Here is a 13,124-nt window from a genome sequence, read left to right as displayed (position 1 = left end):
GCCCTAGTCCATCATGGCTTCGAGCAGGGAGTCCTGGCAGAAGGCGAGCCACTCCATGAGGCGCTCGCGGTCTTGCTCGGCGGCCTCGCCTCCCCGGTCGTCCTCTGAGACGTAGAGGCGCATGTCGTTGAGCGCGGCGAGGAAGCTTTGCGCCTCCTCTTCCTCGATCGCCACGTCGACGCCACCGGTCGGGCCCAATGCCGCGTTGACCACCTGCAAGTTCATCAGCTTTTCGCGGATGATGTCGTTCTCATGCAGGCTGCGCAGCAACCCGGTGTCCCCGTCGAACTCCTCGTCGCCCTGCATCTGGAAGTCCGGGAGGAGGCGGCGCAGGCGCGGGTCCTCCGGCGCCTCGGAGTGGCCGGCAGACAGGCCCATCATCTCCGAGAACTCGTCCTTCGGCGCCGACTGCGCCCGAGCGATGAGCGCTTCGGAAACAGTCGCAGTCAGATCCCCGATCACCTCGCGCTCCATCGGGTCGAAGCGGGTGGAAAACTTCGCGCTCGCGCGCATGATGCCCTTCTTGCGGCGCCACGGTTGCATCTGTGTTGTAACCCTTCTCTGTGTGCGAATCCGGTTCGCGCTATCCGGCCTGCTGCATCGTCGCCCACAACCCGGCGGTGTGCAGCTTCTTCACGTCGCCTTCAACCTTGTCCTTCTCACCTGAAGACACAACAGCCTTGCCCTCCGTGTGGACCTGCATCATGAGCTCGTTGGCGCGCTTACGGTCGTACCCGAGGACCGTCTGGAAGACGTAGCTGACATAGCTCATCAGGTTCACCGGGTCGTCCCACACAATGCAGAGCCACGGCAAGTTCTCGCTGGCGGCGACGTCGACCTGAATCTGCTCGTCGAGCTCCGGCGTGGCCATGGGCGAACCCATGGCGCGCGCGGCACCATGCTGTGTACGATTCATGGCCCCTACCCTACCGGCCGCGGGGTAGCGTGGGATGCCATGACAGACTTTGAGGCCCACGCGCACCGCTCGACGGCGTTTCTCACCGACATGTACGAACTGACCATGTTGGACGCCGCCTTTAAAGATGGCACCGCGGGTCGCAACTGCTCCTTCGAGGTATTCACCCGCAGGCTCAGCGGCGAGCGCCGCTACGGAGTAGTCGCCGGCACCGCCCGCATTCTCGACGCCATCTCGCGCTTCCGCTTCACCACAGCGCAACTCGAGGTCGCGGACTTCCTGTCCGATGAGGCCAAGGACTACCTGTGCAACTATTCCTTTGGCGGCCAGATCGACGGTTACCGCGAAGGCGAGCTCTACTTTCCCTACTCCCCCATCCTCACCGTGCGCGGCACGTTCGCCGAGTGCGTGATCCTAGAGACGGTGATCCTGTCCATCCTCAACTTCGACTCCGCCGTCGCATCGGCTGCCTCGCGCATGGTCACCGCCGCCGACGGCCGGCCAATCATGGAGATGGGCTCACGCCGCACCAACGAGCGCGCTGCCGTCTCCGCAGCACGCGCAGCCTACATCGCGGGGTTCAACACCACCTCCAACATGGAGGCCGCCAAGCAGTACGGAATTCCGGCGGCTGGCACCGCCGCGCACGCGTGGACGCTGCTGCATGTCGACGACAACGGCGTGCCGGACGAGAAGGCCGCGTTCCGCGCGCAGGTAGATGCCCTCGGACCGGGTACGACGTTGCTCGTGGACACCTTCGACATCACCCGCGGTATCGCCAACGCCCTTGAGGTGGCGGGCACTGAACTCGGCGCGGTGCGCATCGACTCCGGTGACCTCGGCATCGTCTCGCGCCAAGTGCGCACGCAGCTCGACGAGGCCGGCGCCTACGACACGAAGATCATCGTCTCCTCCGACCTGGACGAGTTCGCGATCGCCGGCCTGCGCGGCGACCCCGTCGACGGTTTCGGTGTCGGCACCTCTGTCGTCACCGGTTCCGGGACCCCCACCGCCGGTTTGGTGTACAAGCTCGTCGAGGTCGACGGTCACCCGGTGGCCAAGCGATCGAGCGGCAAGGTCACCTTCGGTGGGACGAAGGCTGCGCTGCGCGCCTACCGCAGCTCTGGCGTGGCCGTCGGGGAAATCGTCTGTCCCCTTGACGAGGTCGACACCGAGGTCGGGCGCAACCCCAAGCTCGACTATCGGCGCATGGATGCACCGCTCATGCGCGACGGCGCTGTCGTCGACCACCAGCCGAGCCTCGATGAGACTCGGGAACACCTCGCGGCTGCGCGTCGCACCCTTCCCTGGGAGGGCCTCGCTTTATCGCGCGACGAACCTGCGATCCCGACGAGCTTCGTCGGATTTCCCCAGCCGACCGATTAGGTCGCGAGCCCTCGCCTTAGAGTAGGTAGCCGTGAGTGATCAGCCCCTCAGCCCGTCTACGCCCGACCTCCTCGCCGCGGCCGTCGCCGCCCTCGGAGGTGCCGAGCGGCCGGGCCAGGTGGCGATGGCCAATGCAGTGACCACGGCCATGGAAAACGAACGCCACCTCGCCGTGGAAGCCGGAACAGGCACAGGCAAGTCTCTTGCCTACCTCGTTCCCGCCATCCGGCACGCGCAGAACACCAACACCTCGGTGATCGTGTCCACCGCGACGATTGCGCTGCAGCGACAGCTAGTCGAACGCGACCTGCCGCGGCTTGCCGACGCCTTAGAGCCCCACCTCGAGCGCAGGCCGACGTTCGCCATTCAGAAGGGCCGCAACAACTACGTCTGCCTGCACAAACTCTCCCTGCCCGGGGACGCACCAGAAGCCCTGATCGACGAAGAGGACATCTCCTGGCTGGGCCGCCACGTCAAGCGTGTCAACGAGTGGGCGCAGGAGACCACCACCGGCGACCGTGACGACCTCGAGCCCGGTGTGCCCGACCTCGCGTGGCGGCAGGTGTCGGTGACCGCCAACGAGTGCCTCGGCGCGTCGCGCTGCCCGCACGGCGAGGACTGCTTCGCCGAGCTCGCGCGCGAGCGCACCCGCGAGGTCGACATTGTGGTGACCAACCACGCGCTGCTCGCCATCGACGCGCTGTCCGATATCGATGTGCTCCCCGAGCACTCCGTGACGATCATCGACGAGGCCCACGAACTCGACGGGCGCATCACGTCGGTCGCGACGAACGACATCTCAGCCAGGGCGCTGACCATGGCGTCCCGCCGCGCTGACAAACTCGGTGCCAAGAAGGGCGAGCTGGAAAACGTCGTTGATGACTTCACCGCTGTCATCGACTTGGAGGAGCCGGGCCGGTGGGAGAACATCTCCGACTCGGCGCGCGCAGGCTTCGTCGCCGTGCGCGACGCCCTGTGGCGCACCCGCGAAGCCGTCGGGCGCAGCCCCGAGGGTGAATCGACTAACCAGCCGGAAACCCACGCCGAGCGCGAAAACCTCAAAAACCACCTGACCGACCTCCACGATGCGATTGTGCGCATCCTCGAGGTCTTCGACGAGCCCGATCCCACGAAACACACTGACGTGGTGTGGTTAACCCGCTCCGAGCGCAACGGCGACTCCGTCTCTGTTGCTCCACTGTCTGTCGCCGGACTCCTGCACGACCGTCTTTTCGGTGAGCAAACGGTCGTGCTGACCTCTGCCACATTGACCATCGGCGGCAACTTCAACGCCATGGCAGCCTCCTGGGGTCTGCCCCGCGGCGAGTGGGACAGCCTCAACGCGGGCACACCTTTCGAGGCGCGTCGCTCCGGGATTCTCTACACCGCACGCCACCTCCCCGCCCCCGGCCGTGACGGCCTCGCCGCCGAGACCCTCGACGAAATCGCTGGCCTGATCACCGCCGCCGGCGGGCGCACCCTCGGGTTGTTCTCCTCTCGCCGCGCGGCCGAACAAGCGGCCGAGGCGATGGCGGCTCGCCTGCCGTTCGACATTCTCGTCCAAGGACAGGACTCCACGGGCGCGCTGGTGGAGAAGTTCGCCGCCAGCGAAAACGTCTGTCTCTTCGGCACTCTCACCCTGTGGCAGGGCGTCGATGTGCCTGGTCGTTCGCTGTCGCTGGTGATCATGGACCGAATCCCCTTCCCCCGTCCCGACGACCCGTTGCTCCAGGCCCGCGCGAAGGCGGCGGACGCGGCGGGCCGTTCCGGGTTCATGGAAGTCTCGGCCACCCACGCGGCACTGCTCATGGCGCAGGGGGCGGGCCGGCTGCTGCGCTCTGTCAACGACAAGGGTGTCGTCGCTGTCTTAGACAGCAGGCTCGTGACAAAGCGCTACGGCTCGTATCTGCGAAAGTCACTGCCCGATTTCTGGGAGACGACTGACCCGCAGGTGGTGCGAGGCGCGCTGGCACGCCTCGTGGAGCAGGGTTAGACGCTGGCAGGCAGCGCCACCACGGTCAGTGAGTTCGGGGCGACCTCGGTGAACCCGGCATCGCGCACCGCGACTGCTCCGGGCATGGTCTCAACACGTGCGAGCTCCGCTGCGCCGACCTCGCGGACGTTTACACCGAAATCGAGCTCGGCCCAGGCACGGACTGCGTCGACGCCGAGCGCGGCGGCGAGCAACATCGAACCGTGGCCTGCCTGCGCAGCAGCCTTTCCCCCGCTCATCTGAAGGTCGGCGTTGAGGTAGAGCGTAGGCACTGCAGCGTTAAGGTCTTCCTCACCACGGTCGGGGAAATCGGTTCCTTTGACCTGAAGCTTCGCAATTTCTCGCGGGACGTCCTCGACCGCGGACGGCACGAAGGCGCGGACCTGCCCAACGGTGACCCCGGGTAATCCCTGAACGTCGTCCCACGCCTTGTTGCGCGCGCGTCTGGCAATCTTGCGGATCCGGTAGGAATACCAGCGGTCGAGGCTTGCGCGCCAGAACCCGTCCTCGCCCGCGCGGGGATCGAGGCAGACCGCCACCACTGCGGAGGCGGCGTCGCAAAGCACTGCATTGCGGGACGGCACCGCGTTCTTGGGCACGTTGACGGCAAGCTGCATCGCCTGGACTGTCGCGGGGTCGGCCGGGTTCTCCACGCACTCAGGATTGTCGTGCGTCATGCGGTCGACGAGAAGCTCGTGCGCACGCGCGAAGGCGTCGCTCACTGCAGCGCCACCTTCGTCGTGCCCTCGATGGAGTCGATCTCCTCGCGCGGAATTCCCAGCATGTACAGCACGGAATCGAGGAAGGGGTGGTTGACGGACGCATCCGCGACCTCCTTGAGCGCAGGCTTGGCGTTAAATGCAATGCCGAGACCTGCGATCGAGATCATGTCAATGTCGTTCGCACCGTCGCCGACAGCGACAGTCTGATTCATCCGCAAGCCTGAGTCGGCGGCGAACTCCGCCAACAGGTCGGCTTTAGCCTTCCTGTCGACGATCTCCCCGATCACACGGCCAGTCAGTTTGCCGTCGACGATTTCCAACGTGTTGGCACGGACGTAATCAAGTTCGAGGTCGCCCGCGAGGGTTTCCAGGACCTGGATGAAACCGCCGGAGACAACTGCGGTGCGGAAACCGAGTGAGTTCAGGGTGCGAATCGTCGTGCGCGCACCCGGGGTCAGCTCGATTGCGTCTGCGACCTCGTCGATGACAGACGCGTCAAGGCCCTTGAGCGCTGCGACGCGCTCACGCAGCGACTCCTCGAAGTCCAGCTCGCCGCGCATTGCCCGCTCTGTCACAGCAGCCACCTCGGCCTCGCGACCGGCGTGGGCGGCAAGCATTTCGATGACTTCTCCCGTAATCAAAGTCGAGTCGCAGTCGAAGCATACGAGGCGCTTGGCACGGCGGTGCAGGCCGGAGTGCTCCATCGCCAAGTCGATCCCCAGCTCGGCCGACAGCTCTGCAAGGGCGCGACGAATCTCTTTGCCCTCCCCTGGCGCATAATCCGGAATGGTGATGCGAAACTCGAGTCCCGTCAGCGGGTAGTTGGAGATCCCGCGGATGCGGTCGATGTTCGCTCCAAACTCCGCCAACGCCATTCCGACACGAGAGATGTGCTCAGCCGTGACGGGGTTGCCCAATGCCACCAACACGTGGGTGGAACGAGCACGAGTAACGGAGCCGGCGTCGTGGCCGGTTTCGATGGTGACGCGTTGCCCGAACTCCCACAGCGCGGCCTTGAGCTCACGCTCGATGTCAAGAAGCGACATCGGATCCATGCCCACCAGTGCGGAGAGCATGAGGCGACCGCGGAAGTCGACCTGGGAGACGTCGAGAAGCTGGACTCCGTGGTGCGCCAAAACGCGGAAGAACGCCGCGGAGACGCCAGGACGGTCCGGGCCCGTGGTGGAAACGACAGCGGGCTTGAGCCCCTCTTTCAACTCAACCTCTAGTGCGGCCATGTATATGTCCTCTTTCGGTGCTTCTCCGGCGTCGTGCTGTGGTCATGCTACCGCACCAAAAAGAGCCCCCTGCCACAAGTGGCAGGGGGCTCGGCCCGTCAGGATGGACCAGAAGGTTGGGCGCTAGACGTCGCGGCGGCCGGTCAGCTCTTGAGCGTCGTGGCGGGCCTCGGCCTCATTGCCGGAGTGGTCGAACTCGTGGGACGCACCCTTCCAGGTGGCCGGAGTGTCGGAGCTGTGTCCGGTGTGTGCCTCGCGGCGCAGGCGCTCCACCATGTGCGGGTAGTGCAGCTCGAACGCAGGGCGCTCGGAGCGGATACGCGGCAGGGAGGTGAAGTTGTGGCGCGGCGGCGGGCACGAGGTGGCCCACTCGAGGGAGTTGCCGTAGCCCCACGGATCGTCGACGGTGACGATCTCGCCGTAGCGCCAGGACTTGAACACGTTCCAGATGAACGGCAGCATACCGATGCCCAGGATGAGGGCGCCGACGGTGGAGACCTGGTTCAGGAAGGTGAAGCCGTCGCTGTCGAGGTAGTCGGCGTAGCGGCGCGGCATACCCATGTTGCCCAGCCAGTGCTGGACCAGGAAGGTCAGGTTGAAACCGATGAAGGTGAACCAGAAGTGGATCTTGCCCAGGCGCTCGTCGAGCATGCGGCCCGTCATCTTCGGGAACCAGTAGTACACGCCGGCGATTGCGGAGAACACCACGGTGCCGAAGAGGGTGTAGTGGAAGTGCGCGACCACGAAGTAGGAGTCGTGCAGGTGGAAGTCCAGCGGCGGAGACGCGAGCATGATGCCGGTCAGACCACCGAAGAGGAAGGTGAACAGGAAGCCCATCACCCACAGCATCGGGGTTTCGAAGGTGATGTGACCGTTCCACATGGTGCCGACCCAGTTGAAGAACTTCACGCCGGTCGGAACGGCGATGAGGAACGTCATGAAGGAGAAGAACGGCAGCAGGATTGCGCCGGTGGCGAACATGTGGTGCGCCCACACGGCCATGGACAGGCCCGCGATGGCCAGCGTCGCGAAGACGAGGCCGATGTAGCCGAAGATCGGCTTGCGGGAGAACACCGGGACAATCTCGGAGATGATGCCGAAGAACGGCAGGGCGAGGACGTAGACCTCAGGGTGGCCGAAGAACCAGAACAGGTGCTGCCACAGGATTGCGCCGCCGTTGGCGGTGTCGTAGATGTGACCGCCAAGGAGACGGTCGTAGAGAACACCCATTGCCGCGGCAAGAAGCAGCGGGAAGATCATCAGGGCGATGATGGAGGTGACGAACACGGTCCAGGTGAACACGGGCATGCGGAACATGGTCAGGCCCGGCGCACGCAGGGTGAGCACGGTGGTGATCATGTTGACCGCGGACGCCACGGTACCGACACCGGTGGCACCGACACCGACGATCCACAGGTTGGCGCTGACAGATGGGGTGTGGGTTGCGTCGGCAAGCGGCATGTACATCGTCCAGCCGAAGTCAGCCGCTCCACCCGGGGTGAGGAATCCGGCCATCATCGCGAGAACGCCGACCTGGGTGATCCAGAAACCGAACGCGTTCAGACGCGGGAACGACACATCGGGCGCGCCGATCTGCAGCGGCAAGATGTAGTTGGCAAAGCCCCACACAATCGGCGTACCGAAGGCGAGCAGCATCACGGTGCCGTGCAGGGTGAACAGCTGGTTGAACTGCTCGTTCGACAGAAACTGCAGGCCCGGGCTGAACAGCTCAGCGCGGATTAGAAGTGCCATCAGGCCACCGACGAAGAACCAGATGAAGGACATCATGATGTAGAAGATGCCCAAGATCTTGTGGTCCGTGGTGGTCAGCAGCGAGTAAAAACGGGTGCCTTTACGGGCGTTGCCCGTCGGCTCCGGACGTGTCGGCGGGACGTAATTGTCCAGCCTTGGCGCCACAGCGGTCATGTGTTCCTCCTGACTAACGGCGCGGTCCCACTGACATGAAGCCAGGTAAGTAACACGCGCCACAACCGATACCGTCTCATCATAAGTGATGGCTTCATGGAATTGCCAGCCACTTCAGCTTCACAACAGCATGCGACAATCGGTCTGAAACCGCATGTGGGACGCACCTCCCCTAACAGGCGTTACGCCGCAACGAGTCGCGCGTACGTCCTTATCGCCGGGATCGCATTTACCTAAGAAAGAGCGCCGGGCCACCCCATAAGAGGTAGCCCGGCGGTCTACACCTTTGCCGTCCTGGGTTAGAAGTCCCAGTCGTCGTCTTGCGTCTCCTCGGCCTTGCCGATGACGTAGGAGGAACCCGAGCCAGAGAAGAAATCGTGGTTCTCGTCGGCGTTCGGGGACAGCGAGGCCAAGATGGCGGGAGAGACGCGAGTTTCGTCCGCCGGGAACAGACCCTCGTAACCGAGGTTGTTCAGTGCTTTGTTGGCGTTGTAGCGCAGGAAGCGCTTGACGTCTTCGGTCCAGCCGAGCGGATCGTAGATGTCCTCGGTGTACTGGATCTCGTTTTCGTAGAGGTCGTAAAGCAGATCGAAGGTGTGCTCTTTGATCTCGTCCTGCCGCTGCTGAGACTGCTCGCGCAGCTCCACCTGGAACTTGTAGCCGATGTAGTAGCCGTGGACGGCCTCGTCGCGGATGATGAGGCGGATAATGTCGGCCGTGTTAGTCAGCTTGGAGTGCACCGACCAATTCAGCGGGAGGTAGAAGCCTGAGTAGAAGAGGAAGGACTCCAGCATCACGGAGGCGACCTTCTTCTTCAGCGGGTCATCGCCGCGGTAGAAGGACTCGACGATCTTCGCCTTGCGCTGGACTTCCTCGTTCTCCTCCGTCCACCGGAATGCATCGTTGATCTGCGGGGTGGACGCCAACGTCATGAAGATATTGGAGTAGCTCTTCGCGTGCACCGACTCCATGAAAGCGATGTTGGTGTAGACGGCTTCTTCGTGGAGGGTACGCGCATCAGGTAGCAGGGAGACTGCACCGACGGTTCCCTGGATCGTGTCCAGAAGCGTCAGGTTGGCGAACACGCGCATCGTTGCCAGCCGCTCGTCGTCAGTGAGTGTCTTCCAGCTGGGGATGTCGTTGGATACCGGGACCTTCTCGGGCAACCAAAAGTTACCCGTGAGTCGGTCCCAGACCTCTGAGTCCTTCTCATCGGGCACATCGTTCCAGTTAATGGCCCGAGCAGGCCCGGAGTGCTCTGCGAGGAATGCGTAGTTTTCGTGCTCAGTCACGCCGCTCATCCTACTCACTCTCACACGCACACTCATAGACCGGATCTGTTACCTCCCACACCCGGAGGTCACAGTGGATCTCCGGCGAGATTCACCACGCGCGTGACCGACGCGCGGGTTAAAGCATGCAGGACACGCAACCTTCGACTGCGGTACCTTCCAGAGCCATCTGGCGCAGCCGGATGTAGTACAAGGATTTGATGCCCTTGCGCCACGCGTAGATCTGGGCACGGTTGATGTCACGGGTGGTGACAGTGTCTTTGAAGAACAGGGTCAAAGAAAGGCCCTGGTCGACGTACTTGGTGGCTTCCGCGTAGGTGTCGATGATCTTTTCAAAGCCGATTTCGTAAGCGTCCTTGAAGAACTCGATGTTCTCGTTGTCCATGTGCGGTGCCGGGTAGTAGACACGGCCGATCTTGCCTTCCTTGCGGATCTCAATCTTGGAGGCGATCGGGTGGATCGATGAGGTCGAGTTGTTGATGTAAGAAATCGATCCGGTCGGCGGCACAGCCTGCAGGTAGCGGTTGTAGATTCCGTCGCGGGCAACATCGGCCTTGAGTTGAGCCCATTGCTCCGCTGTCGGGACTGCGATCGAGGAGTCCTCGAACAGCTGCTTGACCTTCTGCGTCTTCGGCTGGAAGTCGGCCGGGTTGTAGCGGTCGAAGAACGCGCCTGACGCGTACTCGGACTTGTCAAAGTCGGCGAAGCGCTCGCCCTTCTCCACCGCGATGCGGTGTGACGCCTTGATCGCCTCATACATCACGGCCGCGAAGTAGGCATTGGTGAAGTCCAGGCCTTCCTCGGAGCCATACTCGATGTGCTCGCGGCCGAGATAGCCGTGCAAGTTCATCTGACCCAGGCCGATGGAGTGGGAGGAGTTGTTTCCCTCGCGCACCGGCGGCACCGAGTCAATCGATGTCTGGTCGGCCACCGACGTTAGAGCGCGGATGGCGGTTTCCACCGTGCGCGAGAAGTTGTCCGAGTCCATCGCCATGGCGATGTTCATGGAGCCGAGGTTGCAGGAGATATCGTGGCCGATCTCGGCGTAGGTCAGGTCCTCGTTCAGTACCGACGGGGAGTTGACCTGCAGAATCTCCGAGCACAGGTTGGACATGTTGATCCGCCCCGTCTTCACGGGGTTGGCGCGGTTCGCGGTGTCCTCGAACATGATGTACGGGTAACCGGACTCGAATTGGAGCTCGGCGAGCGTCTGGAAGAACTGGCGCGCGTTGATCTTGGTCTTGCGGATGCGCGGGTCTTCGAGCATCTCCTCGTACTTCTCGGTAATGGAGATGTCGCCGAATGCCACACCGTAGACGCGCTCGACGTCGTACGGGGAGAACAGGTACATGTCGTCGTTGCGCTTGGCCAGCTCGAAGGTGATGTCGGGGATGACAACGCCCAAAGAGAGGGTCTTAATGCGGATCTTCTCGTCGGCGTTCTCACGCTTCGTGTCGAGGAAGCTCATGATGTCCGGGTGGTGCGCGCTCAGGTAGACCGCGCCGGCACCCTGGCGTGCACCGAGCTGGTTGGCATAGGAGAAGGAGTCCTCGAGGAGCTTCATCACGGGGATGATGCCGGAGGACTGGTTCTCGATGTGCTTGATCGGGGCGCCAGACTCGCGGATGTTGCTCAGCAGCAGTGCGACGCCGCCGCCGCGCTTCGACAGCTGCAGCGAGGAGTTAATCGCGCGGCCGATGGACTCCATATTGTCCTCGATGCGCAGCAGGAAGCAGGACACGAGCTCGCCGCGCTGTGCTTTACCGGCGTTGAGGAACGTCGGGGTGGCCGGCTGGAAGCGGCCGGTCATGATTTCGTCGACAAGCGAGCTGGCCAAATCCGTGTTTCCGGAGGCAAGGAAAAGAGCCGTCATGGCGACGCGGTCCTCGAAGCGCTCAAGGTAGCGGCGACCATCGAACGTCTTGAGCGTGTATGAGGTGTAGTACTTGTACGCACCGAGGAAGGAGCGGAAGCGGAACTTGTAGCTGTAGGCGCGCTTGAACGTGTCCTTAACAAAGTCCCACTCGTAATTGTCGAGTACCTGCGGCTCGTAGTACTTGTTCTCAATCAGGTAACGCATCTTTTCTTCCAGGTCATGGAAGTAGACGGTGTTCTGATTGACGTGTTGCAAGAAGTACTGGTTCGCGGCCTCGCGGTCCTTATCGAACTGAATCTGTCCGCTCTCGTCGTATAGGTTGAGCAGCGCATTCAACGCGTGGTAATCGAGCTGGTCGGCCTGATTAGCGGGCTCGGGGACGTTGCGGCCGAGGGCCTCGGTGGCGGGGGTGGACATGTCGTGTGCGCTCCTATGCTGTGTGCTTTTCAGTTCTCTGGCCGCGGTGCGCGGCCCTCAGTTGCGCGAGACGTTGCTTCGCGCGTTGGTCCATCTCTTGGTCGCGCGCACGAAGCTTCTCGACGACCGCAGGGTCCGGCGGTACGAGTCCGAGCCTGTCTGCATTGGCAGCCAGCTGCTCGCGGACGTGGCTGGCATCGCCCTCCGCTCCCATCAGCTCAAAGCGATAGAGGTAGGGGACGTTGCACTTGGCTGATATTACGTCACCCGCCAGACAGAAGTCGGGGCCGAAGTTCGAATTTCCGGAAGAAATGACGCCGCGAATCAGCGCGCGGTTGTGCTCATTGTTGAGAAATTTCACCACTTGCCGCGGCACGGGGCGGGAATTCTCATGGGAGATGGATGCCCCTCCCCCGTAAGTCGGGCAGATAAGCACGTAGGGCTCATCAACCGTCAGCTCCGGCTCCGTTACCCGGAGCGGGATACGTGCGGCAGGGAATCCGACTTTGTCCACGAAGTGCTTGGTATTGCCTGTCGCGGATGAGAAATAGACAATCAACATTGACGTTCCTCACGTGGAAAAAGCCGCCACAATATCGACGGCTTTTCTGGGGAGAGAGTTGGGAGAAGGTTAGGCGGCGGCCTGCAGGCCACGGATGCGGTCCGGGCGGAAGCCGGACCAGTGATCGCCGTCAACCTCGACGACGGGGGCCTGGAGGTAGCCGAGGGCCATGACGTAGTCACGGGCTTCATCATCAACAGAGATGTCCACGAGGTTGTACTCGAGGCCGGCCTTATCCAGAGCCTTCTTGGTAGCGGTGCACTGGACGCAGGCGGGCTTGGTGTAAACGGTGATGGACATAACCTTTTGGCTCTTTCTCTACTGAATCTGGCGCTTATGTAGTACTTCTCTACGCCGTGAAATTACGTCGGCGTTACTTCCGTAAACACTATACTTTGTGCCCATTTTCGGCAACTGATACTATATGTAGTAGTTACAGTCGTGATATTCGCAGGACAACACTCGGGGGCTCACCACATGTAGTTCGCGGACAGGTGTGAAGTAGATTCCGGCGGCAAAACGAGTTCCGCGCGCCCGACGAAACGCACTCGTGAATAGCAAAACCCCGCTTTCCACGACGGGAAAACGGGGTTGCGGGAAGCGCGTTGAATTAGCCCTGGCGAGCCTTGAAACGCGGATCCTTCTTGTTGATCACGAAAACCTTGCCGTGGCGACGCACAACCTGAGCGCCCGGCTTGTTCTTCAGCGACCGAAGCGACTTGCGGACCTTCATCGGGCGCTCCTTTCTTCAGTGCGGATTCTTCATTACTGCGCCCCGTCACCGGCCTTACAGCCA

Annotated in this window: 12 protein-coding genes; 2 read left to right on the top strand and 10 right to left on the bottom strand. The window is 62.6% G+C overall.

Features of this window, described 5'->3' with window-relative positions; all coding sequences use genetic code 11:
* Positions 1-3: 3 nt before the first annotated feature.
* Both VVR41_RS06375 and clpS read right to left on the bottom strand, forming a co-directional pair.
* Positions 4-543: a DUF2017 domain-containing protein gene (locus VVR41_RS06375; RefSeq protein ID WP_368524063.1), complete on the bottom strand. Its 540-nt coding sequence runs from the start codon at positions 541-543 to the stop codon at positions 4-6.
* A gap of 40 nt (positions 544-583) precedes the next feature.
* Positions 584-871, bottom strand: coding sequence for an ATP-dependent Clp protease adapter ClpS (gene clpS / locus VVR41_RS06370; protein ID WP_321102006.1), 288 nt, complete (start codon positions 869-871; stop codon positions 584-586).
* An 84-nt stretch (positions 872-955) separates the two neighbouring features.
* Here clpS and VVR41_RS06365 point away from each other — a divergent pair, with 84 nt between their 5' ends.
* Positions 956-2,302: a nicotinate phosphoribosyltransferase gene (locus VVR41_RS06365; protein WP_368524062.1), complete on the top strand. Its 1,347-nt coding sequence runs from the start codon at positions 956-958 to the stop codon at positions 2,300-2,302.
* A gap of 31 nt (positions 2,303-2,333) precedes the next feature.
* Complete coding sequence (locus VVR41_RS06360; protein WP_368524061.1) at positions 2,334-4,295, top strand: ATP-dependent DNA helicase; 1,962 nt, start codon at positions 2,334-2,336, stop codon at positions 4,293-4,295.
* Here VVR41_RS06360 and VVR41_RS06355 read toward each other — a convergent pair.
* The 8 genes from VVR41_RS06355 to ykgO form a co-directional block, all read right to left on the bottom strand.
* A complete protein-coding gene (locus VVR41_RS06355) occupies positions 4,292-5,017 on the bottom strand; it encodes a peptidyl-tRNA hydrolase (RefSeq protein ID WP_368524060.1) in 726 nt (241 codons plus the stop codon). The two genes, VVR41_RS06360 and VVR41_RS06355, sit on opposite strands and share 4 nt — an antisense overlap.
* The gene (serB, locus tag VVR41_RS06350; RefSeq protein ID WP_368524059.1) at positions 5,014-6,255 is read right to left on the bottom strand and encodes a phosphoserine phosphatase SerB; all 1,242 of its coding nucleotides are present in this window, start codon (positions 6,253-6,255) and stop codon (positions 5,014-5,016) included. The genes VVR41_RS06355 and serB overlap by 4 nt, the downstream gene beginning before the upstream one ends.
* Before the next feature lie 123 nt (positions 6,256-6,378).
* Positions 6,379-8,181 (bottom strand): cytochrome c oxidase subunit I, encoded by a 1,803-nt coding sequence (gene ctaD / locus VVR41_RS06345; protein ID WP_368524058.1) that lies wholly within the window; start codon positions 8,179-8,181, stop codon positions 6,379-6,381.
* A gap of 299 nt (positions 8,182-8,480) precedes the next feature.
* Complete coding sequence (gene nrdF, locus VVR41_RS06340; protein WP_368524057.1) at positions 8,481-9,482, bottom strand: class 1b ribonucleoside-diphosphate reductase subunit beta; 1,002 nt, start codon at positions 9,480-9,482, stop codon at positions 8,481-8,483.
* A 109-nt stretch (positions 9,483-9,591) separates the two neighbouring features.
* Complete coding sequence (nrdE, locus tag VVR41_RS06335) at positions 9,592-11,766, bottom strand: class 1b ribonucleoside-diphosphate reductase subunit alpha (RefSeq protein WP_368524056.1); 2,175 nt, start codon at positions 11,764-11,766, stop codon at positions 9,592-9,594.
* A gap of 13 nt (positions 11,767-11,779) precedes the next feature.
* Positions 11,780-12,328 carry a class Ib ribonucleoside-diphosphate reductase assembly flavoprotein NrdI gene (nrdI, locus tag VVR41_RS06330; protein ID WP_368524055.1) on the bottom strand — a complete coding sequence of 183 codons (549 nt, stop codon included), beginning with the start codon at positions 12,326-12,328 and terminating at the stop codon, positions 11,780-11,782.
* A gap of 69 nt (positions 12,329-12,397) precedes the next feature.
* On the bottom strand, positions 12,398-12,628 hold the full coding sequence (gene nrdH / locus VVR41_RS06325) for a glutaredoxin-like protein NrdH (protein WP_321102936.1): 231 nt from the start codon (positions 12,626-12,628) through the stop codon (positions 12,398-12,400).
* Between the two features lie 310 nt (positions 12,629-12,938).
* Entirely contained in the window at positions 12,939-13,061 is a 123-nt protein-coding gene (ykgO, locus tag VVR41_RS06320; protein ID WP_012732041.1) for a type B 50S ribosomal protein L36, read from the bottom strand.
* Between the last annotated feature and the right edge of the window lie 63 nt (positions 13,062-13,124).

Source organism: Corynebacterium sp. LK2510 (assembly GCF_040946405.1).
Classification (GTDB): domain Bacteria; phylum Actinomycetota; class Actinomycetes; order Mycobacteriales; family Mycobacteriaceae; genus Corynebacterium.
This window is presented reverse-complemented; position numbering and strand designations above follow the sequence as displayed.